Annotated in this window: 26 protein-coding genes; 18 read left to right on the top strand and 8 right to left on the bottom strand. The window is 41.0% G+C overall.

The features are described 5' to 3' along the window. Window positions 1-26 precede the first annotated feature (26 nt). The 3 genes from FLM54_RS14560 to FLM54_RS14550 are packed head-to-tail and all read left to right on the top strand — an operon-like array spanning window position 27 to window position 3,093. Window positions 27-899: an acyltransferase gene (locus tag FLM54_RS14560; RefSeq protein WP_178956727.1), complete on the top strand. Its 873-nt coding sequence runs from the start codon at window positions 27-29 to the stop codon at window positions 897-899. A gap of 17 nt (window positions 900-916) precedes the next feature. Next, a complete protein-coding gene (locus tag FLM54_RS14555; protein WP_178956726.1) occupies window positions 917-1,837 on the top strand; it encodes an acetyltransferase in 921 nt (306 codons plus the stop codon). Beyond that, complete coding sequence (locus FLM54_RS14550; protein ID WP_178956725.1) at window positions 1,834-3,093, top strand: mechanosensitive ion channel family protein; 1,260 nt, start codon at window positions 1,834-1,836, stop codon at window positions 3,091-3,093. Before FLM54_RS14555 ends, FLM54_RS14550 begins: the two co-directional genes overlap by 4 nt. On the opposite strand, the gene chrA is transcribed toward FLM54_RS14550, so the two are convergent. Then, window positions 3,053-4,204, bottom strand: coding sequence for a chromate efflux transporter (gene chrA, locus FLM54_RS14545; protein WP_178956724.1), 1,152 nt, complete (start codon window positions 4,202-4,204; stop codon window positions 3,053-3,055). The genes FLM54_RS14550 and chrA overlap by 41 nt on opposite strands. A 184-nt stretch (window positions 4,205-4,388) precedes the next feature. On the opposite strand from chrA, the gene FLM54_RS14540 reads away from it, so the two are divergent. Together FLM54_RS14540 and FLM54_RS14535 are read left to right on the top strand one after the other, a co-directional pair. Beyond that, window positions 4,389-5,021 (top strand): OmpA family protein, encoded by a 633-nt coding sequence (locus FLM54_RS14540; RefSeq protein ID WP_010392457.1) that lies wholly within the window; start codon window positions 4,389-4,391, stop codon window positions 5,019-5,021. A 217-nt stretch (window positions 5,022-5,238) separates the two neighbouring features. Then, complete coding sequence (locus tag FLM54_RS14535; protein ID WP_256729580.1) at window positions 5,239-5,772, top strand: hypothetical protein; 534 nt, start codon at window positions 5,239-5,241, stop codon at window positions 5,770-5,772. Between the two features lie 14 nt (window positions 5,773-5,786). Here the strand turns inward: FLM54_RS14535 and FLM54_RS14530 are convergent, their stop codons facing one another. Beyond that, entirely contained in the window at window positions 5,787-7,565 is a 1,779-nt protein-coding gene (locus tag FLM54_RS14530) for an ABC transporter transmembrane domain-containing protein (RefSeq protein ID WP_178956723.1), read from the bottom strand. 87 nt (window positions 7,566-7,652) lie between these two features. Here FLM54_RS14530 and FLM54_RS14525 point away from each other — a divergent pair, with 87 nt between their 5' ends. The 4 genes from FLM54_RS14525 (at window position 7,653) to FLM54_RS14510 (ending at window position 9,495) form a co-directional block, all read left to right on the top strand. After that, complete coding sequence (locus FLM54_RS14525; protein WP_178956722.1) at window positions 7,653-8,051, top strand: DUF3224 domain-containing protein; 399 nt, start codon at window positions 7,653-7,655, stop codon at window positions 8,049-8,051. A gap of 14 nt (window positions 8,052-8,065) precedes the next feature. Beyond that, window positions 8,066-8,248: a hypothetical protein gene (locus tag FLM54_RS14520; RefSeq protein WP_178956721.1), complete on the top strand. Its 183-nt coding sequence runs from the start codon at window positions 8,066-8,068 to the stop codon at window positions 8,246-8,248. 9 nt (window positions 8,249-8,257) lie between these two features. Further along, window positions 8,258-8,875 (top strand): LysE family translocator, encoded by a 618-nt coding sequence (locus tag FLM54_RS14515; RefSeq protein WP_178956720.1) that lies wholly within the window; start codon window positions 8,258-8,260, stop codon window positions 8,873-8,875. A gap of 77 nt (window positions 8,876-8,952) precedes the next feature. Continuing rightward, window positions 8,953-9,495 carry a PH domain-containing protein gene (locus FLM54_RS14510; protein WP_178956719.1) on the top strand — a complete coding sequence of 181 codons (543 nt, stop codon included), beginning with the start codon at window positions 8,953-8,955 and terminating at the stop codon, window positions 9,493-9,495. A gap of 91 nt (window positions 9,496-9,586) precedes the next feature. Here FLM54_RS14510 and FLM54_RS14505 read toward each other — a convergent pair whose 3' ends face one another. The 3 genes from FLM54_RS14505 to FLM54_RS14495 all read right to left on the bottom strand — a co-directional run bounded on the left by FLM54_RS14505 (window position 9,587) and on the right by FLM54_RS14495 (window position 11,974). Beyond that, a complete protein-coding gene (locus FLM54_RS14505; protein ID WP_178956718.1) occupies window positions 9,587-11,368 on the bottom strand; it encodes an alkaline phosphatase in 1,782 nt (593 codons plus the stop codon). 67 nt (window positions 11,369-11,435) lie between these two features. Beyond that, window positions 11,436-11,780, bottom strand: a complete 345-nt coding sequence (locus tag FLM54_RS14500) for a rhodanese-like domain-containing protein (RefSeq protein ID WP_138608299.1) — start codon at window positions 11,778-11,780, stop codon at window positions 11,436-11,438. A 5-nt stretch (window positions 11,781-11,785) separates the two neighbouring features. Further along, window positions 11,786-11,974, bottom strand: a complete 189-nt coding sequence (locus tag FLM54_RS14495) for a DUF2892 domain-containing protein (protein WP_010392474.1) — start codon at window positions 11,972-11,974, stop codon at window positions 11,786-11,788. A 129-nt stretch (window positions 11,975-12,103) separates the two neighbouring features. Here FLM54_RS14495 and FLM54_RS14490 point away from each other — a divergent pair, with 129 nt between their 5' ends. From FLM54_RS14490 to FLM54_RS14480, 3 genes are read left to right on the top strand one after another with little or no spacing between them, the layout of a single operon-like run. Continuing rightward, window positions 12,104-12,406 carry an ArsR/SmtB family transcription factor gene (locus FLM54_RS14490; RefSeq protein WP_010392476.1) on the top strand — a complete coding sequence of 101 codons (303 nt, stop codon included), beginning with the start codon at window positions 12,104-12,106 and terminating at the stop codon, window positions 12,404-12,406. A gap of 5 nt (window positions 12,407-12,411) precedes the next feature. Beyond that, window positions 12,412-15,687, top strand: coding sequence for an efflux RND transporter permease subunit (locus FLM54_RS14485; RefSeq protein WP_178956717.1), 3,276 nt, complete (start codon window positions 12,412-12,414; stop codon window positions 15,685-15,687). After that, window positions 15,677-16,729 (top strand): efflux RND transporter periplasmic adaptor subunit, encoded by a 1,053-nt coding sequence (locus FLM54_RS14480; RefSeq protein ID WP_178956716.1) that lies wholly within the window; start codon window positions 15,677-15,679, stop codon window positions 16,727-16,729. The genes FLM54_RS14485 and FLM54_RS14480 overlap by 11 nt, the downstream gene beginning before the upstream one ends. Window positions 16,730-16,756: 27 nt before the next feature. Here the strand turns inward: FLM54_RS14480 and FLM54_RS14475 are convergent, their stop codons facing one another. The 3 genes from FLM54_RS14475 to FLM54_RS14465 all read right to left on the bottom strand — a co-directional run bounded on the left by FLM54_RS14475 (window position 16,757) and on the right by FLM54_RS14465 (window position 19,771). After that, window positions 16,757-17,434: a nitroreductase family protein gene (locus tag FLM54_RS14475; RefSeq protein WP_138608294.1), complete on the bottom strand. Its 678-nt coding sequence runs from the start codon at window positions 17,432-17,434 to the stop codon at window positions 16,757-16,759. A gap of 203 nt (window positions 17,435-17,637) precedes the next feature. After that, window positions 17,638-18,315 carry a TorF family putative porin gene (locus FLM54_RS14470; RefSeq protein WP_178956715.1) on the bottom strand — a complete coding sequence of 226 codons (678 nt, stop codon included), beginning with the start codon at window positions 18,313-18,315 and terminating at the stop codon, window positions 17,638-17,640. A 292-nt stretch (window positions 18,316-18,607) separates the two neighbouring features. Beyond that, on the bottom strand, window positions 18,608-19,771 hold the full coding sequence (locus tag FLM54_RS14465; RefSeq protein WP_178956714.1) for a hypothetical protein: 1,164 nt from the start codon (window positions 19,769-19,771) through the stop codon (window positions 18,608-18,610). Between the two features lie 266 nt (window positions 19,772-20,037). Here FLM54_RS14465 and FLM54_RS14460 point away from each other — a divergent pair, with 266 nt between their 5' ends. The 6 genes from FLM54_RS14460 to rpsH all read left to right on the top strand — a co-directional run bounded on the left by FLM54_RS14460 (window position 20,038) and on the right by rpsH (window position 24,229). Further along, complete coding sequence (locus FLM54_RS14460; protein WP_178956713.1) at window positions 20,038-21,975, top strand: AsmA family protein; 1,938 nt, start codon at window positions 20,038-20,040, stop codon at window positions 21,973-21,975. Between the two features lie 274 nt (window positions 21,976-22,249). Further along, entirely contained in the window at window positions 22,250-22,618 is a 369-nt protein-coding gene (gene rplN, locus FLM54_RS14455; RefSeq protein WP_008115397.1) for a 50S ribosomal protein L14, read from the top strand. A gap of 10 nt (window positions 22,619-22,628) precedes the next feature. Continuing rightward, window positions 22,629-22,943 carry a 50S ribosomal protein L24 gene (gene rplX / locus FLM54_RS14450; protein WP_004589210.1) on the top strand — a complete coding sequence of 105 codons (315 nt, stop codon included), beginning with the start codon at window positions 22,629-22,631 and terminating at the stop codon, window positions 22,941-22,943. Window positions 22,944-22,959: 16 nt separating this feature from the next. After that, window positions 22,960-23,499, top strand: coding sequence for a 50S ribosomal protein L5 (rplE, locus tag FLM54_RS14445; RefSeq protein ID WP_010392500.1), 540 nt, complete (start codon window positions 22,960-22,962; stop codon window positions 23,497-23,499). A gap of 10 nt (window positions 23,500-23,509) precedes the next feature. After that, window positions 23,510-23,815, top strand: a complete 306-nt coding sequence (gene rpsN, locus FLM54_RS14440) for a 30S ribosomal protein S14 (RefSeq protein ID WP_006794245.1) — start codon at window positions 23,510-23,512, stop codon at window positions 23,813-23,815. A gap of 21 nt (window positions 23,816-23,836) precedes the next feature. Beyond that, entirely contained in the window at window positions 23,837-24,229 is a 393-nt protein-coding gene (gene rpsH, locus FLM54_RS14435) for a 30S ribosomal protein S8 (RefSeq protein ID WP_008115392.1), read from the top strand.

The following is a 24,229-nucleotide window of genomic DNA, read 5'->3' as shown; positions in this document are numbered from 1 at the left end:
GCGCGATGTTTAAAGGAATAGAAGTAATGTCAGTTATTCGCAGTGTATTTAGTATTTTCTTTTACACAATAAACACTCTTTTTTGGTTTGTACCTATTTTTATTTGTGGCATCGTTAAGCTAATCCCAATTAAGGGACTTCAAAAATTAATGAGCTGGACGGCCAAGCAATGTGCCTCTATTTGGGTGACGTTTAACACGCTAAATCAAACGTTATTAACGCCAACAAAGCTAAATGTAACCGGTCTAGAAGAGCTAAAATTGAAAGATTGGTACCTAGTTATCGCGAACCACCAAAGCTGGGTGGATATTTTAGTATTACAGCGAGTGTTTAACCGCAAAATACCTTTTTTAAACTTCTTTTTGAAAAAAGAGCTTATTTACGTACCTGTTTTAGGTTTATGTTGGTGGGCGCTCGACTTTCCTTTTATGACCCGCACCAGTAAAAGCCAATTAAAAAAGAATCCTAAATTGCGTGGTAAAGATTTAGAAACGACTCGTAAAGCGTGTGAAAAATTTAAAGAAATGCCGGTTAGTGTGGTTAACTTTGTTGAAGGTACGCGTTTTACAGCGCAAAAGCATGCGCGCCAAAATAGCCCGTTTCCTCATTTACTTAAACCAAAAGCGGGTGGTGTGGCGTTTGTAATGCAAGCTATGGGTGAGCAAATTTCTAAGGTGGTAAATGTCACTATTCATTACCCTAAGGGCATTCCTACCTTTATGGATTTTGCAGCCGGTAAAGTAAAACACATTGATGTACATGTTGAAGTAAAAGGTGTTAGTGACGACTTAATTGGTGATTACACTAATGATCCTGACTTTAGAGTACGTTTTCAAACGGAATTAAATCGCGTGTGGGAAGAAAAAAACCAGACGCTCGTTAATTTAAAACAAAAATAAAAAATGAGCTAACAGTTATGCTAAAAAAATGGTTACCTAATTGGTTAAATGGCTTAATTGTTGGCTGTGTTTTATTCGCTAATTTAATAATATTTGGCGCATTAGTACTTATCCTAGGGTTAGTTAAATTGGTTTTGCCCATACCCGTAGTAAGTAAATTATTACACGGTGCGTACAAGGGGTGGTGTAAAGGTAACCGCTTAGGGCTATGGCTAGGCTGTAATGATATTAAAGTTAATATTAGTGGGGAGGTGAATGCCAATAGTTGGTATTTGCTAATCAGTAATCATATTAGCTGGCTTGATATTGCGGTATTAAGCTCATTAAATGCATTACCAGCTCCTAAGTTTTTTTTAAAAGATGAGCTTAAGTATGTGCCATTTATAGGCACTGGTGCGTGGGCAATGGGTATGCCCTTTATGAAACGGGTGAGCAAAGCGCAATTGGCAAAAAACCCCAATTTAAAAGGCTTAGATGTCGAGCGCACTAAGCGCAGTTGCCGTAACTTTCGTCATCATCCTACAACCATAGTTAATTTTGTAGAAGGTACACGTTTTACTGCGCAAAAGCATAAGCATCAACAAAGCCCTTTTCAGCATTTATTAAAGCCTAAGGCTGGTGGAACTGCTTTTGCCTTAGAAGTTTTAAACGAGCAATTTGACGCTATGCTTAACACTAGTTTAGTGTATAGCGGTAAGTCAGATCATGTGTGTCGTAATATTTTAAAAGGCGAACTAGAGTCTATTAATATTACAATTGAGGTGATGCCAATAAATACACAGATGATTGGCAGTTACCAAACAGATCACGCATTTAGAGCCGAGTTTCAGCAATATTTAAATAATTTATGGACAAAAAAAGATAAGCAATTAAGCGCTATTCATATTCAGCAAGCTAGTACTGAATTAACTCCCAGTAAGGAAATTGAAATACCATGACCAAAACACACCTACAGGAGCTAATTACTCCTTGGTTTGAAAAAGTCCCCGATGCTTTTTTTCTCAGTGCGATCACGGCCTCATCCATTGGCATCCTTTCTTTATTATTTGTTTACTTATTTACGCGTCGCTTAATGTTACCGGGTATTCAAAAGGTGGTGACTAAACTCTCGCCTGAGCGTATTGGTTCATTGTCACCGATGTTGACCAAGCTCAATAAACGAATTGCCTGCTTGTTATGTTGTGTACTTTTTTTAGCCACATTTGACAGTGTTTACCCCGTTAATGCAATTGCCCAAGAGATCCTTAAAACCATTGGCCAAGCATTATTAATTATTTATATAGGTTTTATTATTAGCAGTATAGTGAGTATTGCTGGCGCTATTTATAACCAATTAGATTTTGCCCGCGAAGTGCCTATTCAAGGGCTAATTCAAGTAGTGAAGCTGATCACCTTTATTGTGTGTTCAATATTAATTGTTAGTATTGTGCTTGAAAAATCGCCGACTTATATTCTTTCTGGTTTTGGTGCGATCGCCGCTGTTACTTTATTAGTATTTAAAGACACCATATTAGGTTTTGTCGCCAGCATTCAAATTGCCGCTAATCGTTTAGTGACCTATGGGGACTGGATCCAAGTAGATAACTACGGCGCCGATGGCGAAGTAATTGATTTAGGACTTAATACTGTAAAAGTGCGAAACTGGGACAACACCATAACGACTATACCCACTTATATGCTGGTGGCCGGTTCATTTAAAAATTGGCGCGGTATGCAAGAATCTGGTGGGCGACGTATTAAACGTTCTTTAAACATTGATATGAACAGCATCTTTTTAGTTGATGATGATTTTAAAGCGCAAATAGAAGCGGCAATACCACTGCAAGAATATATTCGACTAGGCACACTTCCCGATCCGGTGTCGAACTTAGGGCTATTTCGTCGCTATGCAGAGGGTTACTTAAAGCAACACAGTAAAATCAATACCTCGCTCACACTTATGGTGCGTGAACTTCAACCGCTTAACCATGGCCTACCGATTGAGTTTTACTGCTTTAGTGAAGACAAACGTTGGATATCGTACGAGCATTTACAAGCTGAAATTATGGATCATTTACTGGCCGTATTACCGGTGTTTGGACTGCGCGCTTATCAAAGTGTCAGTGGGCAGTTAAGCCCAGCTGACGGGGTGAATATGGCGGGCAAACCTAGTATTAAAGTGCCCAATAATGCTGTCCAAGGCCAACACCAATAAAGAGCAATAATAGCCACCAAATAGGTGGCTTTTTCATACGTAGCCACGTAAATGCAGCAATCACTAATGCAATATGCCACACACTATTAATAGCTGAAGTCCAAATGGGCGAATACAATGCTGCAGCTAAAAAACCAACTACGGCGGCATTAAGCGCGGCAATTGAGCTGGCAAAGCGGGGCTTACTGGCTAAATTAATCCAGCTTTTCTGAAATGCCAACATCAGTAAAAACCCTGGGGTAAATATCAATAATGTAGCTATGATTGCGCCCATTATTGGCTGCTCGGTATTTAGCTGCGCGCCTAAGTAGGTGGCTATTGTAAACATAGGCCCAGGTATAGCCTGAGCACTGGCGTAAGCCGTTAAAAATTGATCATCACTTAACGTTGGCACACCCGCTTGAAGTACTGGCAACACAACATGCCCGCCACCAAATACCATAGCACCAGCTTGGTAAAAAGGCGCAAATAACGCAAATTCTTGCCCTATTGGAATAAAGCTAACTCCAAGCAGTAGCGCAAATAAACTAAGTGCAACCCAGTTAACTTTCCCCTGATCACTGCTAGTTTGCTGTGATAAATCACTTAATTTTAAGAGTGGCCAGATAGCGCCGACTGCGGCCGCAATCAGTAAAATAATAATTTGTGTACCTAACATCGGCAGTAGAACAAGAGCTAGGGTGCTTATAACTGCAATTAGCTTAAGGATTAGGTTGCTGCAAAAGCTTTTGGCCATACTAAGGGTCGCATCGGCAACAATCACTACAGCAAAGAGCTTCAATCCGGTGATCACAGCAAAATAAACGGCGTCAAATTGGTGAGCACTAATAGCAAGCAGTGTCATTATTAAAAAAGAAGGCAAGGTAAAACCAATAAATGCGGTGATGCCACCGAGTACACCTGCACGCTCTACTCCAATTGCAAAGCTAACCTGACTAGAGCCAGGGCCAGGCAGAGCTTGACTGAGGCTTATTAGCTGTGAATAGCGACTGATACTTAACCAGCGCAGCGAATCAACAAAGTGATGTTTAAAGTAACCTAAATGGGCGGCAGGGCCGCCAAAACTCATGCAGCCAAGAAAAAAAAACTGCCTAAAAATCGCAATTAACATAGTGGCCATCGCCTTTTTGATAAATCATTAAAGTGTCACAAATAAGTATGACATTTTTATGAAGCGCTATCATTAGTCCGTATGAAGTAAGTAATAATACGTGTTTTACGTTACTCTTCATTTTTGGTTCATAAAAATGTTTGCATAATTGCAATAATAAATTCTAAATGAATAGGAAATTACCATGATGTTAACCAAATCACTTTTAAGTGTCACTGTCGTTGCCGTATTACTTTCTGGCTGTGAAATGAATAACACGGGTAAAGGCGCCGCTATTGGTGCTGCAGCAGGGGGAATTTTAGGTAAAGCTACAGGTAACCACAAAGATAAACGTATTTTTATTGGTGCAGCTATTGGTGCGCTAGCGGGTGCAGCTGTAGGTGATTACATGGATAAACAAGAGGCTGCTTTTCGTGATGAACTAGCAGGTTCGGGAGTTGAAGTGGTACGTGAAGGTGATAACTTACGCTTAGTGATGCCATCTAATATTACGTTTGCGACTGATCAATCTTATATTTCATCGGGCTTTCATGACACTCTAAATGCGATAGCAAGTGTAATGAATAAATACGAAAAAACCTACTTAAGTGTCGAAGGTCACACCGACAGCACGGGCAAAGATAGTTACAACATGACTCTTTCAGAGCAGCGAGCACAAAGTGTAAAAAATTACTTGGTAAACCAACAAATTATGGCTGCACGAGTAAGCACTAGCGGCTTTGGTGAATCACGCCCAATTGCCACTAACGATACCGCGAATGGTCGCGCGCAAAACCGCCGCGTCGAAATTCAAATAGTGCCTAATACACAAGGTTAATAGCTAAAACCGCGCAAATGCGTGGTTTTGTATATTTTAATGGCACTTTTGCCTGCGTTAGCTGTCACAAATAGTTCTTCGATAAGGACATATTTATGGCAGCGTGGCGCACGGCAATTATTTTATCAATATGTTTACACGGATTAGTTTTGCTTTTTGTTGCCACATTAAAAGCACCTGACATAAAACCACCGCAATTAAAGCTTATATGGTAAGTGTGCCAGCTAAAATTAAAGCAACACAACAAGTCCCTCAACAACGCGCTCATACAAATAAAAATACAGAGATTAAATCTATTGAGCTTATTAATGCAACCCAATCAAAACCACTAAGTATTAATTATAAAAAAACAGAGAAAACGACTAAGCCGCTAAATACCACCACGAAAAATACTCAGCCTGTAATTTTAAAGCCTTATAAAAAGATCGATTTAAACAAAGGACTCAACAGTATTTTACAGCAACAAACTGGCTATTCTGATACTGCAAAGAGTGACCCTCAGAAAAAGCGTATTACAGTTTCAAAAGAGCATCCAGGCAAGGTAAAGCCACTATTAAAAATAGAGCAGCAAAATATGCAATTTACCACTTATCAACGAGGTGATAGCTGTTTTAGGAAAGTATCCGTTGGTGCTGGGGTTATGCCAAAAAATGACTTGCCCGATAGTTACATAGCTGGTGTAAAGTGCGATAAAACTAAGCTAACTGAGGCTTACGATACCGCAATGAATAAATGGCTTAAAAAGAAGTAGCAACTAAAATGCAATCAATCTAAATTAAACTGTAATTCACATAGTTTTTGATACAAAGGGTTATTTGCCATTAATTGCTGATGAGTGCCTGTGGCTTTTATTTCGCCATTTTCCATTACTACAATCATATCGGCATGTTTTACCGTGGCCAGTCTATGGGCAATAATCAGCGTTGTTCTATTTTGCATTAAGTGCTCAAGTGCAGCCTGAACATGATGCTCGCTTTGCGCATCAAGCGCGCTGGTAGCCTCATCAAGTAGCAGTATCTCTGGGTCTTTTAAAATGGCGCGAGCAAGAACAATACGTTGCTTTTGCCCACCCGATAGCCTTACACCTTGCTCACCTAAGAAGCTGTTATAGCCTTGTGGTAACTGTTTTATAAATTCATCAGCATGGGCATGTTTAGCGGCTGCATAAACTTGCTCGTCACTGGCGCTTGGGTTGCCATAGCGAATGTTATGCATGACATCAGAACTAAATAAAATCGGGTTTTGTGCCACCATACCCATTTTGTTGCGTAAGGTGTTTAATGACAACTGTTTAATATTTATATTATGAAATTTAATTGTTCCGCTGGCAGGATCATAAAAACGCTGTAACAGTTCAAACAAGGTGGTTTTACCCGCACCGGAAGGGCCAACAATAGCCACAGTTTTAGCTGTTTCAATATTTAAGCTGATATTATTTAATGCGCTTACATCTGGGCGAGAAGGGTAATTAAAACTAATACCTTCAAGTGAAATTGCACTGTTACTGGTAGTTGTATGCAACTGATTATCTTGTGGAATTTCGGGATTTTGTATTTTACTTTCAACCGCAAGTAGCTCGAGTAACCTTGCTGCTGCTCCTGCGGCGCGTTGTAATTCACCGTAAACCTCTGCGACGGTGGCAACCGACATGGCCACCATAATGGCATAAAATACAAACGCGCCAAGTTCACCGCCCGTCATAGTGCCTGCGAGCACATCACTACCGCCTACCCAGAGCATGGCACTAATAGCGCTAAAGGTAAGAAAAATAACTGCTGCAATTAAAAACGAACGTTGTTTAATGCGGCTTTTGGCAACGTTAAAGGCCTTTTCAGTTTCATTAGCAAAAGCAAATTGCTCTTGCTGTTCATGGCTATAACTCTGTACAACTTTTATGTTTTGAATGATCTCACCAGCATAGGTGCTGATATCTGCAATCGCATCTTGGCTAGAACTTGCAAGTTTGCGTACCTTTTTACCAAAAACCAACATAGGCACCAGTACTAAAGGGACGCAGGCCACGACGACTAAGGTAAGCTTTAAATTAGTAACAAGTAGCATAATTAAACCACCGACTAACATTAGCGCGCTTCGCAGCGCCATAGAAAATGATGAGCCGATAATAGATTGTAATAAGGTAGTGTCGGTAGTGAGTCGCGACATCAGCTCGCCACTGCGGTTTTCTTCAAAATAACTCGGATGCAAAGTAACAATACGATTGAATACAGCTTTTCTAATATCGTTACTGACTCGCTCGCCAATCCACGACATTAAATAAAATCGGCTGAATGTGCCCACCGCCAATAAACTGATCAAGCCAATTAATACCAAAACAGCTTGTTGTAACTGCGCTTGCGAGCCGGCAATAAAGCCATGATCAATCACAAACTTAACGCCTTGGCCTAGCGATAAATTAACCCCTGCGGTGGCAAGTAATGCTACTAGAGCCCCTAAAACCACCCATTTATAAGGCTTAATAAAATTGAATATAGGGAATAAAGCGCTAAAGGCGGCTTTATCTGAAGCAGGCTTGTCTGTAGGCATAGTAGATTCTTATTGATGATTAAGGTATAGATATGGCATCAATAGATTAAAAATCAATAGTATTAAAAATCATCAACAGGGAAAATTATGACAACTAAACAGATAACAGGCGAGTTTACCGTGACATTAGCGCCTATAGAAGGGTATGCACATGGGCAGGAAGGCGTTAATTTAGGTCGGATGTCGATTGATAAACAATTTACTGGTAGCTTAACGGCAACTAGCCAAGGCGAAATGCTTAGCGCCATGACTCCCACCCAAGGCAGCGCTGGTTATGTTGCAATAGAGCAAGTGATAGGCGAGCTTGAGGGCAAGAAAGGCAGTTTTGTACTGCAGCATTTTGGGCTGATGGACAAAGGCCAAGACAGCTTAATTTTAAAAGTGGTGCCCGACTCAGGCACTGATGAGCTAGCAGGACTAACTGGCAGTATGAAAATACGGATTGAGCAAGGTATTCATCATTACGATTTTGAATACAGCCTATAAAGCAGGTATTTGTAATGCAAAAAGTAATCGAATTCAGAAAGTCCCGTTTTTTGGGTGGGGTAGATATAGTCGCACTAAATGATCGCATACAGGAATTAAGCCAAGACGGTTGGAAAGTAATAAACGCAGTGCCATTGACAGGCTTTTATGGGCAGGTGCATGGTTATGCATTACTAATTGAAAATGAAGAAATATAAGGGTTACTAATGGCGTTATCATTATGGTTGAGCTTAGCACTGGTGTGCATGATGGGGGCAATGTCGCCTGGGCCCAGTTTAGCTGTGGTATTAAAACATAGCTTAAGCGGTGGCATGAAAAATGGCATGCTGGCAGCATTAAGCCATGGTTTTGGAGTGGGCTTATATGCCGCAGCTTCACTGTTGGGATTAGGTGCATTGATGTTGCAATTTCCTACTGTGTACCAATTTTTAGTGTATTTAGGGGCAGCCTATTTAGCGTATTTAGGTTTGAAAATACTATTTTCAAAACCCAGCGACAGCGAGCTACATATTCAGCAAAGCGACGTGAGCAGTTCTAAGGCGTTACAAGATGGCTTTGCCATTGCATTTTTAAACCCTAAGCTAGCAATTTTCTTTCTGGCATTATTTTCACAATTTATTGACCCAGAGAATCTTACTCTAAGTATTGGCGTTGTTATGTGCTTAACGGTTTTCGTGATAGATACCGGCTGGTATTTATTGGTAGCCTTACTCACTGAGGTGTCTAAAAAGCGCTTTGGTTTTACTAAACAAAATATATGGTTAGATAGGCTGTTAGGTGCGGTATTTATTGCGCTGGCAATTAAAGTGGTTATTGGATTGTAACTATCAAGGTGGTTGAATTGTGTACAACTTATAATTAATGTAACTTAAAAATACTATAATTTAAAAGTAATAAAACTATGTCTAATATAACTTTAAAAAGTGCCACTTTTGATAACAAGGTAAAACAGTACTGGATGTGCTTAGCTGCAATATTTAGCCTTTTTCCAGTTGTAACTATTATACTTTTACCCGTTGTATTACTTTTAGTGTGGCTAGTCGCAAGTAGAGTATTAGCCGCTATGTCGGCCGATTTACTAGAGCGCAAGCTAGTGGTTAAACGCGGTATTTTATTTAAAGAAGAAAAATCGATTCCACTAGAAAAAATCACTGATGTCGGGTTGAGTCAGGGGCCGCTAATGCGCATGTTTGGCTTATACCGTTTAAGTTTTGAAACAGCAGGACAGTCGGGACATGGTGCGTTGGTATCGTTACTTGGGGTAGTTGATGCCAGTGAATTTCGTGAAGCCATTTTAACGCAAAAAGATAACCTCACTGCAGAACAACCCGTTCAAGCAAAACAAGACGAGCCACCAAGCCAAGTCGAACTGATTCGCTCATTGACCTACAGTGTAAAAAATATCGAGCAAATGTTAGTTACTTTATTGGATGAGAAAAAGTAACCAACAGCTCTCTTTGAAAATAGGTTATTTTTATTAAACCAATCTAAGGAAGTTATGAGCCTTAGATTGGTTTTCTCGTGTTTAGAGTAATTTACCCTTGTATTTCAGGCTGACCTGCTAGCATACGTAATTCTTTGCTGCGCTCGGTTTGCATTTCGTAAGAGGTTGTTTTTATGCTGCTTACATAATTCCACTTAGCGCTTGCTTGTTCTTGAGTGAAGGTAACTGTTAGATAACCTCGCTCAGCCAAATTGCTATAAGCCAAGTCGTTTACAAGTAAAGCAAGAACTTGCTCCATTTGAACTGTAACTTCAGGGCCCTGTGTATTTAGTGCTAAGTATTTTTCAAGACCTGGCGAAGACACTGAAGAGGTGGCAAACTCAACTCCCGCATTTTGTGATGCGGCTATTGGATTGCTCGCATCAGTTTTTAATTGCCCAGCCCAACCATTGTGAGTATCGCCGGCTAACACCACTAAGTTTTTTTGTGCAGCAATAGCTGTACCAAGCAGTACCTCACGCTCATAGGCGTAGCCGTCCCAGGCATCTAAATTGTAAGGTGCGGTGGTATCAACACGCGCACGCTCTGCATCAGTTACTGTTGGATCACCAGCTAGAATACGGCCTTTAATTTGTGCCAGCTCAGCAAATAATGCTGATGCTTGAGCAAGCAGGGCGCCAGTGTCAGCACCATTTGCTTGGCTTACTTGTAGGCTCACTAAAAGCTGTAGTACTTCAAACGGCAGGTGCATCTTGGTCATTAACACTTGTTGGCCAAGTACTTGCCATTTTGAGTTTGAGGTTGTCATACCATCGGTGAGCCAGGTTAGTTGTTCACTACCCAGTAATGCGCGTGTGGGCGAACTAACAGCACTAACAAAATCGCTTTGCCCTTGTGCGCTAGTTAAATCAAAATCAGCATAGTTGAGTTGTTCATCACGAGCGAGCACACGGGTATCTAGCATGTATAGCGACATTAAATTACCAAATTCAAAACGGCGATAAATACGTTCTTTATCGGCTACATTACGTATAGGCATCCATTCAAAGTAGGCTTGTAGGGCATGTAGTTTACGCGCGCTAAATTCACCTTCACCGTCATTATGGTTTTCTGCACCTTCACGCCAAGTATCATTAGTAACCTCATGGTCGTCCCATACTGTTATAAAGGCGCAATTGCTGTGAGCTGCTTGTAAATTGCTATCGGTGCGGTAGTGGGCATAGCGTTTACGATAGTCAGTTAAGCTAATAATTTCATTGCTGTTATCTTCAGGTAGTAAGCGACCTAAGCTAGTTGCGTCTTCAGTAGCGTAGCCATTATTTCCATATTCGTATATGTAATCGCCTAAATGGAGTACCGCATCTAAGTCAGGTTGCTTTGCTATTTCACCATAAACATGAAAAAAGCCAGCAGGGTAATTAGCGCACGACACAACTGCCAGCTTTACTTGATCAATATTGCCTGTTGGTAATGTTTTACCTGAGCCAATAGGAGAGGTTTTACCATTTGATTTAAAGCGGTAGTAATACGTTGTGTTGGGATCAAGGCCTTGTAAGTCAATTTTGAGAGTAAAGTCTGTGGCTGCACTTATATAGGCTTCACCATCGTGACTAATAGAGGTGAAATTTTCATCTGTCGCAGCCTGCCATTGCACTTTAATACGGCTGGTTGCTGGATCTTTTGGTGTAACGCGAGTCCATAAAATTAAGCTATCTGCTAGTGGATCGCCACTAGCGACGCCATGGTTAAAGCTAACGTCAATAAAATTATCATCTTCATCATCAAACCGACAACCCGTTAACCCTAACGATAAGACTGCGACCCCAAATCCTGCTGCCGAGGCTTTTAAAAAAGTTCTTCGTGTAAGCGTCATTGCTTTGTACCTATAAAGTATAAAAAGCAAATCGTACCACATTAAGGTTACTTTTTTGTTAAAAAAATTAGAATGTATTCAACACTTTCGTTGCATCACAGGTGATAACTGTCACATTTCTGTAACCTACTCGAGTCAGTGCCTCAGCACTTAATGTTGCACGCGCGCCACTAGCGCAATGTAAATAAATAGGACGGGCTGCGTCTTTTTCTATTTCCATAAGTTTCATTTCAAGTAACCCGCGTGGAATGTTAATTGCGCCAGTAGCTGCTTTGGTGGCATGTTCAGCGGGTTCACGCACATCAATCAGTAAGCCTTTATTTTGCTCAAGTTCTTTCTTTGCTTGTTCGGCATCAATACGGCGCTGATTAGGAGTAATTATTTTTAGTAAATCGGGAATGGGTGTAAGCATGGTGTTTATTCCTTAAAGCCAAGTTTGCGTAATAAAGTGATCATTGGGCACCAGCTAGTAAAAGCTGATTGAATTAAATTTACTGCGATAAAAGCTGTAAAGTAAATCCACTTAGGATCGTGATAAGTTTGCAATAAAAGCGACACAATAATCATTATGCCAGCGATTAGTCTGAGTGCATTGTTTAGTTTCATTATAGTAGGCCAGTTATTTAATTCAGTACAGCTACTATATTAGATATATCTATATTAGTAAAATCTAATGTTAGACTTTTCTAACCTAACGTCTTATACTCAGGCTCTATTTTAGAATAAGAGCATAGTATGAATATTGACTTTACTGCCATGGCCGGCAATGTAGAACAAGCTGAGCAGCTATTAAAAATTTTAGCCAATAAAAATCGCTTAATGATTTTATGTTCTTTGCAAGACTCCGAGATGAGCGTGTCTCAGCTTAATGAAGCCGTGCCATTAGCGCAGTCTGCGTTATCACAGCATTTAGCAGCGCTGCGTAAAGCAAATATTGTAGCTACGCGCCGCGAGAGCCAAACAATTTATTATCGTGTCATTGATGAAAATGCAGTCGTTCTGCTTGGTACCTTGTATGGGTTATTTTGTAAGGGCTAAGTGCGATGAGCTTAATAGACAATGCGGTAAAAAGTAGTTTAAGTGGTCGCATTCCGATTATTATTTTTGTGATGTCTTTGTTACTTGGGGTATTTGCACTAAATCAGACACCTCGAGAAGAAGAGCCACAAATTACTGTGCCCATGCTCGATATTTATGTATCTGCACCTAACGTTGAGGCGCCTGAAGTCGCTAGGTTAGTAACTCAACCGCTCGAAAAGTTACTGGCCCAGTTGGTGGGAGTTGAGCATATTTACTCAACCACACAAACTAACAGTACAGTGGTTACGCTGCGTTTTGAAGTAGGGCACAACCGCGAACAAGCTATTTTAGATACCTACGCAAAACTAAATAGTTATCAGCATACAATGGCATCGGTGATCAAAAGTTGGCAAATTCGCCCAATAGAAGTAGATGACGTGCCTATTGTGATGTTAGGTCTCTACAGTAAAGACCCGCAACTCTATGGTGATTATGAACTAACCCGTTTTGCTAACGAAATTGCTAATAGTTTACAACGCATTGAGCATACCAGTGAAGTTAAAGTAATTTCGGGGCGTACACGTACTCTTACCATCAATTTAAATGCCAGCGCACTGGCTGCCCATCAAACCACGGTAAACGATGTTTTTTACGCATTAAATGTATCAAACCAACTCACCCAAGTGGGAAATGTGGTTGATAATCAGCAGCAAATTGCTATTCAGGCAGGTGATGTACTAAGAACACAATCAGCGGTAGAGCAATTAGTTGTTAATGTGGTTAATGGTAAAAGTGTTTACTTGATGGACATTGCAACAGTAAGCGATGGCCCTGGTGAAACTGAGCATTACCAATGGTTAGCGCAATCTACTGATCAGCAGCAGTTGCCTATGGTTACTTTAAGCGTAGCCAAGCAAACAGGGACTAATGCGGTTGCTGTTGCAAATGATGTTCATACCATGATGAATGAACTTACAAATACCTTATTACCACCAGAAGTTAGCTATACAGTACTCAGAGATTATGGCCAAACTGCGAATGAAAAAGTAAATAACCTCACATCAAGTTTAGTGTTTGCAGTGTTTACTGTGGTGATATTTGTTGGCGTGTTTTTAGGTTGGCGCCCTGCCGTAGTGGTTGGGCTGGCGGTTCCTATTTGTTATGGCATTACACTCTCATTAGATTTTGCATTTGGTTACACCATTAACCGGGTGACCTTATTTGCGCTTATTTTATCATTAGGCTTACTGGTAGACGACCCAATCACGGGTATTGATAATATTAGTCGCTTTATAAATAACAAAGGCGATAAAAAACAGCATGTTGTTGGCGCAATGAGCGAAATTCGAAATGCCTTGCTTATGTCGACACTCACTATAATGGTGGCGTTTATTCCACTGGCGTTTATTACCGGCATGATGGGGCCATACATGGCACCTATGGCGTTCAACGTGCCCATTAGTGTCATGGTATCTACTTTGGTAGCCTTTTTTGTCACCCCATGGTTGGCAATGAAATTGCTTAAACCAAACACCCTAGAACAACCTGAGCTTGAGCCTAAAGCGGGTTTATACCAACGATTACTCAGTCCATTACTTGCCTCAAAAGTGCGAGCTAAATGGGTGCTATGGATAACATTAGGATTGTTTATTATCAGTGCCATGTTACCCGTGATGCGCTTGGTACCATTAAAACTCCTGCCCTTTGATAACAAAAATGAGCTGCAAGTACTTATAGATATGCCAGAGGGTACTAATCTAGAGAGCACAGCTGCTTTTACTAAGCAAATTCAAACCCTCACGTGGCAGTTAAATGAAGTAAGTGAAATAGCCGCATATATTGGGCAGCCCTCCAGCATGGATTTTAATGGCATGGTGCGTGGTTATTATCGCCGTGAAGCTGCTAACTTAGCAGAGCTCAGAGTATTGCTGGTGGATAAATCAGCACGAGATCATCAATCGCATGGGGTGGTTATGCGGTTACGCGAACAACTTGCTCCTTTAGCAAAAAATGGCATTGTTATTAAAGTGGTTGAGGTACCACCTGGGCCACCGGTGTTGAGCACTTTAGTCGCTGAAGTGTATCGTGATCCCTTTGTTGATAAGCATACCCATAGGCAGGCTGCTCAACATGTTGCAGCACGTTTACGCCAAGAGCCTCATGTTGTTGAGGTTGACACATCTTTAGTTGCCCCAGCCCCATTACAGCGCTTTATTACGGATAAAACCAAGGCTGCGCTCAGTGCTATTGCTACCCAAAATATTGCACAAACACTCAGTATTGCTTCGCAGGGGCAACAGGTTGGAGTGTTGTACGTAAGCGGTGAAACTCAGCCAGTTCCAATACAATTACAATTGCCTTATAGCGAGCGTAATCAGCTTTCACAATTACTTACACTGCAAGTAAGAGGGGATAGGGACTTAGCTAAAACCAGTAATGAGTTAGGTATAACAAGTGCCCCCAGACCTTTAGTGTCGCTTTCAGAGCTGGGAGAGTTTAAACCATTAAACGTGGCCGACACACTAATGCGTAAAGATCAGCGTGACGTTATTTATGTGATGGCCGAACTAAATGGACGCACGCCTGCAGAGGTTATTGCGGATGTAAATGCCGATTTGAACGCACGCAATGAAGGATTTGAAAAAAAGGCGTGGTTAACACGGCACTTTTTTAATAATGGTGGAACCGCGCCATGGCAATTACCGCAAGGAACTGATGTTAACTTTAGTGGTGAAGGTGAGTGGCGTATCACTATTGATGTGTTCAGGGATATGGGCATTGCTTTTGCCTTTGCGCTCAGTGCTATATTTATTATTTTACGGGTACAAACACAGTCGGCGAGTTTATCGCTGATTATCATGTCGGCTATTCCATTAACTGTGATTGGTATTATGCCTGGGTTTTGGTTACTCAATCAATTTGGTGAACGCACCATAGCGGGGGCTCCTGAGCCGGTATTATTTACCGCGACTGCGATGATAGGCATGATTGCCTTAGCAGGTATTGTCGTTCGTAACTCACTTATTTTAGTTGAATTTATTAACCAAGCACGCGCTCAGGGGATGGCAATAAAAGAGGCACTTATTGCTGCAGGGTCAGTACGAATGCGCCCAGTATTGTTAACCGCCGGAACTACTTTATTAGGTAACTTAGTGATCACACTTGACCCAGTATTTAGCGGATTAGCCATAGCAATTATTTTTGGCATCGTGGCGTCTACCGTGTTTTCGTTATTTGTTGTACCGCTTGTTTATTATTTAGTGTTTACAAACCCAGAGGAAGAAGCACATGCAGGGTAAATCAAAAGTTTTAGGCGCAATCAGTGCATTGGTTGTGGTTATTGTAGCTGTGCTATACATGGCCGGTAGCTTTAGTGATAAACAATCTGCAGGGTTAAAAGAGATTCCAGTTACTCAATATCAAGGTGAGGTGGTCACTGTTGAGCTGCAAACTATTTCGCGAACAGAGTATGTACCAGGGAGTGTAATTGCGAAACAAAACACCCAAATTTCGTCAAATGTAATGGCACAAGTAAGGCAATTTAAAGTGCGCGCCGGTGATAAGGTTAGTCAAGGTGACTTATTGATCACCCTAAAGCAAGATGACTTTAAAGCGATGCTGGCACAAAGTGAGGCAAATATTAATGCGGTGCAAGCCTCATTAAACCAAGCTAAAAAGCAACTTATTAGAGTAACTGACTTACAGGCAAAAGGGTTAGTACCAGTGAGTGAATTTGATGATGCTAAAGCAAAATTTGATAACTTAACTGCCAACTTAGCTGGAGCAAAACAGCAGCAAACCCAGGCACAGGTATCACTTAATTACACGCAAATTAAAGCCCCAATCTCGGGTGTAGTTGTTGAGCGTTTAGCCGAACCAGGCGATACAGCCACACCTGGTATACCGTTGTTAACGCTTTATAATCCAAAACAACTTCAACTTGCTTTTAATGTACGAGAGCAACAAGCAGTAAAGCTTAAATTAGGCGATCGTTTAAACGTGAGTTTGCCTTCGCTCGATATGACAACAGCTGCCAATATCAGTGAAATTATACCTGTTGTTGATAACGCTGCACGTAGCTTACTTATACGACTAGAAATTGAACCACAGCCTGGGATGATCCCTGGGTTATATGCACAATTGCATTTACCGTTTAAAAGCACCCAAGGTGTACTGGTAGATCCTCGTTGGATACATGATTTTGGACAGCTCAGTATGATGTATGTCATTAGCGCTGACAAAATTGAGCGTCGCTTTGTACGCTTAGGTGAGCAGTTTGATAATCAGCAACATGTTATTACGGGCCTTAAAGCTGGCGATAAAATAGCAGTGGATTATTAACCAATAACTCAATAACCAGAGTTCGGGTTAAATAAATGTGGCTATTTCATCCAGCGATTTTTTATCAAGTGCATGCAGAGGCACCGTTGCATGCTCATCGGGGTAGCCTGCAATTAATAGCATATAAGGACGCTCGTTGTCTTTATCACGGCCACAAATATCGGTTAAAAAGCTCATTGGTTTTGGCGTGTGGGTCAGGGTTGCAAGGCCTGCTCGGTGTAGTGCTTGAATTAAAAAACCAGTGGCCAGCCCTACCGATTCATGTACATAGTAATTAGTGTTTTTATCGTCCGTATTTACACCCCCCTTTTTTTGACTAAACACTGCAATCAACCATGGTGCGTGCTCTAAATAGGGTTTATTAGCATCGGTACCTAATGGTTTTAATGCATCAAGCCATTCTTCGCCTGCGCGACCTTCATAAAATGAGCGTTCTAATTTCTCGGCTGCTTCACGAATTTGCTTTTTAACATCTGCGCTATTAATGGCCACAAAATGCCAAGGCTGGTGGTTTGCGCCACTAGGTGCTGTACCTGCCGCTTTTATACAGGTTTCGATTATTTCTTTTGGCACCTGGCGGTTACTAAAGCTGCGAATACTATGGCGGCGTTGGCTAGTTTGTAAAAACTCATTCGCTCGCTCGAGCATTTCCTCTGGCGGGTATTCTATAAAATCGGTTAATGGTTGGCTTTTGTGATCTTGCATGGCTGTTCGCTTCTTATTTTTAGAGTGTTTGGTTTTTATACCGATAGGCTCATTTCTAAGCAAGTGTTATTAAGCTTATTCAATCATAAAAATAAACTGGCAGTAAAAAAATTTTAGCAAAAACAAATTTGAGTAGCAGTAAGATCTCAATGAAACGAGAAAGGGCCTTGCGGCCCTTAGTGTTGCAGCAAGTAACACATTTTTTATAGGTTAAAGTCTACAGCGTAGGCTACATAGGCTTTTACATCAGAGCCGTCCATGTCGTTATCTGATAGACCAAAAGTAAAACCATCTTTAGACACAGATACACCATAATCAATAATATTGTCATCACCGATGAAATCGCCTGAGTAATGCCCTATGTGTAGCGCCATTTCTGTGCCATCGCTACCAACAGCGAAGCTGTAATCGGCATTTAGATACAATGAATCACCAAAATCAGTACCGTCACCATTGGCAGCAGAAGTTGCAAGTACGGCTGCGCCAAATGTAAAACCTTGCACACTAATGCTACCGTAAACTTCAGAAAAATCTGCATCGGCACCTGATGCCGCATCTGGGTATGCGTAATAAATATAACCTACGTCATAACTCACGCTTTCATTAATTGCGCCGCCAAAACCTGCGTATAAGTCTAGCTCGTAGGTCATTTCATCGGCCCAAGACGCATTTGACGCCCAAGTACCCGCATAAAAGCCAGATTCATTAGCGTAATCAATACCGCCAGATACAGCTGCATCGCCCCCAGTTTGCTCTTGTCCGCGCCATAAGTAGTTAGAAGTGGCTGCTGCATTTGCTGTTACTTCAGCACATGCAGTAGTTGATGTCATTCCTGTTAATGCCAATGCACTGATCAATATTGTTTTTTGTAGTTTTAGCATGTCTTATTTCCCATTGTATGATTTTGCACGCCAAGGCTTTTTATTATGAATGACTACAACCTTTTGTTTGGCGGCATTTTATTATGTTACTAATGGGGTATTTGCACTGTGTGTGCCAAATTAAACTTATTTGTTTATAAATTATTTTTATTATTTAAAACAATGTATTGAAAATAATATGAGGTAGGTATACAAAAGTGATTATTTTAAAGGTTCACTTTGCTGGTGCAAAAAGTAGCCTAGCTGCACCATCAAAGCGCTGCTAGGCCATTTGGGTTTGCTTGTTGATTAATTAACCAAATATGGTACGCATTAGGGTAATTGTTTCGTTTACGCCACGACCTTTCTGTACTTCGCTAATAATGGAGTCACGTTTAGCACGAATATGTTCTGGGATATCATCAGCAGCAAGAGCGCGGTCCACTAAAATCTCAGCAGATTCTTTACCTCGGCGTGGCGCTTTACTGCTGCTAGAAGTGCTACGTGTAGGTTTATTAAGTAGCTTAATGTAGTTAGAGTTATCAGCAGTGTTAGTATCTGCATAGTAAAAAAAGCAAGGTATAAGCGCTTTAATATCTACTAATTGGGTTTCTAGTTCATTACCAGCGTTGGCCATTTTAAACCATGACATAGCGTGAATACTTTGTACTACATCTTGCCAATAACGCTCAAAGTCGCGGTTATTTAATTTGGTGATACCTAAAGCTGAGCAAAGTGCATCTAAGCGGCTATTGCTTATTGGTGTAAATACATCAGGGCGGCGCATTGCTAATAAGCGGGTGGCAGGTGCCAGTGTTGGTTTTTCATCACAACCATTAAATGCACTCAAGTAAGCAACTACAAATTGCTGATAATCAGTTTGGGCTACATCACCCTCAAGTGGAATGTTGCTAAGCGCATCGTCGAAGGCACCTGGCAGGTCAGCCAGCATCTGGTGAAAACCTTTGGCGCTTTTGGTAGAGGCAAACCATTCTACATCAAAGTTATAAGTACTCGGATCGAGTGATGCCATATGCTTACCGCTAAAAGCGAGTAAGTCTTCAGGGATCATATCTTTTAACGATTTTTCACGTAGGCCTGCAATATAAGTAGTTAAACGTAACTGCTCATCAAGTGCCACCAGTTCTTTATGTTGCTCTACAAACATACTCACTACTGGCCAAGGCGCTACCCGTAATGTTTTTAATTGTAAAAAGCTAATGGCTGAAATAAGTTGGTCATGCAGCTTTTTTAATAATGGTAATTGTGGGGTTTCGAGTAAGTCATAATTAATGCGGTCGCGGCTTGCGCTTAATAGCTCGTAACACCAACCTAAAAAGTCTTCTGGATGGTTTTCCACTTTCACAGCCATCAGGTTTAGGCTTAGCTCTGAAGATTGCTTCAGAATGTTTTGGTAAATTTGACTTTCTTGCTCGCCTAATGCCATTTTTGACGGTGAAATTAGCAGTTTCTTCATGCCTTGTAGACTCTCCGGTTAGATATACTTTTTAGTCGCTTTATTTTAGCTTATTTAGGCTAAATACAACAGGGGCGCGCATCATACCGAACAATTAAAGGAATGTAATCAGAAGCGTGAATCTTTAAGTTTATTAAAGTGAGTCTTTAAAACCTAATTTAGAAAGAGGATAGCTATGGTTAATAGATTTTTATTTGTTTAACAATGCTTTTCGCGCTAACTCTCGCTATGATAAGAGCATTATTTGCACGTTTGAAAGGATGATCATGAAGACCTTATTTAAAGTTATTGGTGTTATATTATTGGTATGCATAGCACTAATTGTTGCTGCACCTTTTTTAATTCCAACTGATACCATTTTTAATAAAGTGTCTGAGCAGGTTGAAAAAACAACCGGGCGCACATTAACCATAAAGGGAGATAAAACCCTCAGTGTATTTCCTGCATTAAAGCTGGAGCTTAATGATGTGCATTTTGCCAATATGCCGAGCGGCTCTCGCGCTGATATGGCGAGTATGCAGCAGCTTGCAGTTCATATTCCGTGGCTTTCATTACTCGGTGGCGAACTAAAGCTAGAAAAGTTTGTAATTAATGAGCCTGATATTTTGCTAGAAACCGATAAAAGCGGCAAAGCAAACTGGCAGTTATTTGATGCAGTGGCCAAGCAACCAGAGCAACAAACTCAATCGGGTGAGGCAGTCAAACTACCTGAAAACTTTGATATTCAATTAGGTGAAGTCGCTATTTATGGCGGGTCATTTACTTATTTAGATGGTCAAACGGGTGCTAAACAACAAATTAGCGATTTAGAACTGGCTATATTACTGCCTTCACTGCGCAAACAGCTCGAAGTAACCGGTGCTATTACTTATATGCAAGAGCGATTTGAACTTGATGTAAAACTTGATACTCCAGCAAAAGCGATTGAAGGCGCCACATTTAATGTAAAGCAAAAACTTAACTCACGTTTAGTAGATTTAACGTTTGATGGCAGCATAGCCAAACAAGGCCAAGATATTAATGGATTATTAGCACTTAACGGTGATTCAGTTAAAAATATTGCTAACTGGCAAGGGGTTGACTTAAACGCTAAAGACAATGCGTTTAATGCCTTTAGTATCAATGCCCAAATGCACCTGCTCGGTGAAGAGTTTAACCTAACTGAATTAGTTGCAACGCTCGATGCACTCGAGATTAAAGGTAAAAGTAAGGTGAATCTAGGCAGTCGTTTAGCGGTTAATGCTGATATTGACTTAGGCATGCTTGATTTAAATCCTTACTTACCTGAAACCGTAGCTAAAAAAGAAGTCCCAGCAAAAGACGACTCTAAGCCTGCAGAGCCAATAGTGTGGGATGATACTAAAATTGATTTAAGTGGCTTAAATGCATTAGATGCAAATGTGATTGTCCGTTCAAGCGGTTTAAAAGCTAACGACATTAAACTCGGCGCTAACCAGTTTACTGTAGCACTTAAAAATAGCATTGCTAAATTAAGCTTAGATAGCTTTGCCGCTTATGAAGGAACAGGTAAAGGGGGGGTGACTATCAATGCCCAAAATACCCCGTATAAAATAGCAACCAACTTCGATTTAGATAAAATAGACGCACAGCCATTACTTAGCGATGCTGCAGGGTTTGATAAGCTAATGGGCAAGGGCTCTTTAAACTGGAATCTAACCACAGCAGGGCAAAGCCAAAAAACGTTTATTAACGCGCTTAATGGTAAACTAGGGTTCAAGTTCGCTGATGGTGCAGTTAAGGGAGCAAACGTAGCAGAAATGGTGCGTAAGGGTAAAGAGCTAGTTAAAGGCAACTTTAATGCCGTGTCTGAGGGATTAGATACAGGATTTGAGGAATCTGAGAAAACAGATTTCTCTGCACTTTCTGGTAGTTTTAACTTTACCAATGGCGTAGGCAAAAATACTGATTTATCGTTGATCAGCCCTTTAATACGTATTTCAGGTGAAGGAGATGTTGATTTACCGCAAACTCTGGTTAATTACCGCCTAGTAACAGGTTTAGTTGATTCTATTGAAGGTCAAGGTACTACCGATGATAGCACTGGCTTTAAAATTCCCCTGAGGATAAAAGGCCCATTTCATGATGTTGGCATAAAATTAGATATAGGCAGTGCGGTTAAAGATGAAGCAAAAGAAAAAGCTAAAGACAAAATTAAAGACAAATTAAAAGGTTTGTTTGGCTAATTTTAATTACTGATATAAAACAAGGCATCGCTGAGATGCCTTGTTTGTTTTATAACCACCTGTAATTTAGATAAATAGCATAAAAAACCAGTTTCTAATTTAGCGTCCGCATTAAATTAATTAAAAAATAACCTACCACTCCCCTCTCAATGCTGATACAATTGCCCGCCCTTAAGAGACATCTAGTATGTTTTTTGAGTGGAATTCAATCGAAATGTCTTGATTTTAAACAAATTTAAGACAAGTTGTAATTACTACACCGGAGGTCATTAACATGATCCAAATGCAAACTCAGCTGGAAGTTGCTGATAACAGCGGCGCTCGCAAAGTGCAGTGTATAAAAGTCCTTGGTGGTTCACACCGTCGCTATGCAGCGATTGGCGATATCATTAAAGTTTCTGTAAAAGAAGCGATTCCTCGCGGTAAAGTGAAGAAAGGTGATGTTAAAAACGCGGTAGTTGTGCGTACCAAAAAAGGCGTTCGTCGTCCAGACGGTTCATTGATCCGTTTCGACAGCAATGCGGCTGTTATCTTAAATGATAACTTGCAGCCTATTGGTACTCGTATTTTCGGCCCTGTGACTCGCGAACTTCGTAATGAAAAGTTCATGAAAATCGTTTCACTAGCCCCAGAAGTACTGTAAGGAGTCTATCATGGCAGCAAAAATCCGTCGTGATGACGAAGTAATCGTACTAGCAGGTAAAGACAAAGGTAAGCGCGGCAAAGTGCTTTCAGTTGTAACCGAGTCTGGTCGAGTATTTGTCGAAGGCATTAACTTAATCAAGAAACATCAAAAGCCGGTTCCACAGTTGAACCAAGCTGGCGGTATTGTTGAGAAAGAAGCGTCTATCGACGTATCAAACGTTGCGATCTACAACTCGGAAACGAGCAAAGCAGATCGTGTAGGTTTCAAGATTGAAGATGGTAAGAAATTACGTATCTTTAAATCTACTGGTAAAACTATCTAATAGTTGGAGTAGAATGATGGCGAAACTGCATGAAGTATATAAAGACAAAGTAGTTGCTGAACTTCAAGAGAAGTTTGGTTTCAGCTCTGTCATGCAAGTCCCTCAGATCGAAAAGATCACATTAAACATGGGTGTGGGCGAAGCCTTAGCTGACAAGAAGATTTTAGATAACGCTGTTGCGGATCTAGAAGCTATCTCTGGTCAGAAACCTTTAATCACTAAAGCACGCAAATCTGTTGCTGGCTTCAAAGTGCGTGAAGGTTACCCGATTGGTTGTAAAGTAACCCTACGCGGCGAGCGTATGTGGGACTTTTTTGAGCGTTTGGTTTCAATCGCTATCCCACGTATCCGTGACTTCCGTGGTGTAAGTGCTAAGTCTTTTGATGGACGTGGTAACTACAGCATGGGCGTACGTGAACAAATCATCTTCCCAGAAATTGATTATGATAAAGTAGACCGTGTACGCGGTATGGATATCACAATCACTACATCTGCGAAATCAGATGAGGAAGGCCGTGCGTTGTTAGAAGCGTTTAACTTCCCATTCAAGAAATAAGGGTAGGGTTATGGCAAAGAATTCTATGAAAGCGCGCGAAGCAAAGCGCACTAAACTAGTTGCTCAGTACGCTGAAAAGCGTGCAGCACTAAAAGCTATCATCAGTGATGTTAATACATCTGAAGATGATCGTTGGGACGCGGTACTTAAGCTACAAGCTTTACCTCGTGATTCTAGCCCTGCACGTCAACGTAATCGTTGTAACATTACGGGCCGCCCACATGGTTTCCTTCGCAAATTCGGCATGAGCCGTATTAAAGTTCGCGAAGCAGCTATGCGCGGTGAAATTCCTGGCCTTAAAAAGGCTAGCTGGTAATAGAATCATGGGAGTAAGACTATGAGCTTGCAAGATCCTATCGCGGATTTATTTACACGAATCCGTAACGGTCAGTCAGCGAAGAAAGTATCTGTAACGATGCCTAATTCGAAACTGAAAGTAGCAGTAGCTAATGTATTAAAAAATGAAGGTTACATCGCAGACTTCGCAGTAAGTGGTGATGTTAAACCTGAGCTTTCTATCGAGTTAAAGTACTTCGAAGGCAAAGCTGTTATTGAAAATATCCAGCGTGTAAGTCGCCCTGGTCTACGTATCTATAAGAGACGTGACGAATTACCGAAGGTAATGGGTGGTTTAGGTATCGCTATCGTATCAACTTCTAAAGGCCTAATGACAGACCGCGCAGCACGTAGTGCAGGCGTTGGTGGTGAAATCATTGGTTTTGTAGCTTAA

Source organism: Pseudoalteromonas sp. Scap25 (genome assembly GCF_013394125.1).
Taxonomy (GTDB): domain Bacteria; phylum Pseudomonadota; class Gammaproteobacteria; order Enterobacterales; family Alteromonadaceae; genus Pseudoalteromonas.
This window is presented reverse-complemented; position numbering and strand designations above follow the sequence as displayed.

Bases quoted from the DNA above. Each gene is read 5' to 3' on its own strand.
- FLM54_RS14560 (WP_178956727.1), top strand. From the start codon at position 27: ATGTCAGTTATTCGCAGTGTATTTAGTATTTTCTTTTACACAATAAAC.
- FLM54_RS14555 (WP_178956726.1), top strand. From the start codon at position 917: ATGCTAAAAAAATGGTTACCTAATTGGTTAAATGGCTTAATTGTTGGC.
- FLM54_RS14550 (WP_178956725.1), top strand. From the start codon at position 1,834: ATGACCAAAACACACCTACAGGAGCTAATTACTCCTTGGTTTGAAAAA.
- chrA (WP_178956724.1), bottom strand. From the start codon at position 4,204: ATGTTAATTGCGATTTTTAGGCAGTTTTTTTTTCTTGGCTGCATGAGT.
- FLM54_RS14540 (WP_010392457.1), top strand. From the start codon at position 4,389: ATGATGTTAACCAAATCACTTTTAAGTGTCACTGTCGTTGCCGTATTA.
- FLM54_RS14530 (WP_178956723.1), bottom strand. From the start codon at position 7,565: ATGCCTACAGACAAGCCTGCTTCAGATAAAGCCGCCTTTAGCGCTTTA.
- FLM54_RS14525 (WP_178956722.1), top strand. From the start codon at position 7,653: ATGACAACTAAACAGATAACAGGCGAGTTTACCGTGACATTAGCGCCT.
- FLM54_RS14520 (WP_178956721.1), top strand. From the start codon at position 8,066: ATGCAAAAAGTAATCGAATTCAGAAAGTCCCGTTTTTTGGGTGGGGTA.
- FLM54_RS14515 (WP_178956720.1), top strand. From the start codon at position 8,258: ATGGCGTTATCATTATGGTTGAGCTTAGCACTGGTGTGCATGATGGGG.
- FLM54_RS14510 (WP_178956719.1), top strand. From the start codon at position 8,953: ATGTCTAATATAACTTTAAAAAGTGCCACTTTTGATAACAAGGTAAAA.
- FLM54_RS14505 (WP_178956718.1), bottom strand. From the start codon at position 11,368: ATGACGCTTACACGAAGAACTTTTTTAAAAGCCTCGGCAGCAGGATTT.
- FLM54_RS14500 (WP_138608299.1), bottom strand. From the start codon at position 11,780: ATGCTTACACCCATTCCCGATTTACTAAAAATAATTACTCCTAATCAG.
- FLM54_RS14495 (WP_010392474.1), bottom strand. From the start codon at position 11,974: ATGAAACTAAACAATGCACTCAGACTAATCGCTGGCATAATGATTATT.
- FLM54_RS14490 (WP_010392476.1), top strand. From the start codon at position 12,104: ATGAATATTGACTTTACTGCCATGGCCGGCAATGTAGAACAAGCTGAG.
- FLM54_RS14485 (WP_178956717.1), top strand. From the start codon at position 12,412: ATGAGCTTAATAGACAATGCGGTAAAAAGTAGTTTAAGTGGTCGCATT.
- FLM54_RS14480 (WP_178956716.1), top strand. From the start codon at position 15,677: ATGCAGGGTAAATCAAAAGTTTTAGGCGCAATCAGTGCATTGGTTGTG.
- FLM54_RS14475 (WP_138608294.1), bottom strand. From the start codon at position 17,434: ATGCAAGATCACAAAAGCCAACCATTAACCGATTTTATAGAATACCCG.
- FLM54_RS14470 (WP_178956715.1), bottom strand. From the start codon at position 18,315: ATGCTAAAACTACAAAAAACAATATTGATCAGTGCATTGGCATTAACA.
- FLM54_RS14465 (WP_178956714.1), bottom strand. From the start codon at position 19,771: ATGAAGAAACTGCTAATTTCACCGTCAAAAATGGCATTAGGCGAGCAA.
- FLM54_RS14460 (WP_178956713.1), top strand. From the start codon at position 20,038: ATGAAGACCTTATTTAAAGTTATTGGTGTTATATTATTGGTATGCATA.
- rplN (WP_008115397.1), top strand. From the start codon at position 22,250: ATGATCCAAATGCAAACTCAGCTGGAAGTTGCTGATAACAGCGGCGCT.
- rplX (WP_004589210.1), top strand. From the start codon at position 22,629: ATGGCAGCAAAAATCCGTCGTGATGACGAAGTAATCGTACTAGCAGGT.
- rplE (WP_010392500.1), top strand. From the start codon at position 22,960: ATGGCGAAACTGCATGAAGTATATAAAGACAAAGTAGTTGCTGAACTT.
- rpsN (WP_006794245.1), top strand. From the start codon at position 23,510: ATGGCAAAGAATTCTATGAAAGCGCGCGAAGCAAAGCGCACTAAACTA.
- rpsH (WP_008115392.1), top strand. From the start codon at position 23,837: ATGAGCTTGCAAGATCCTATCGCGGATTTATTTACACGAATCCGTAAC.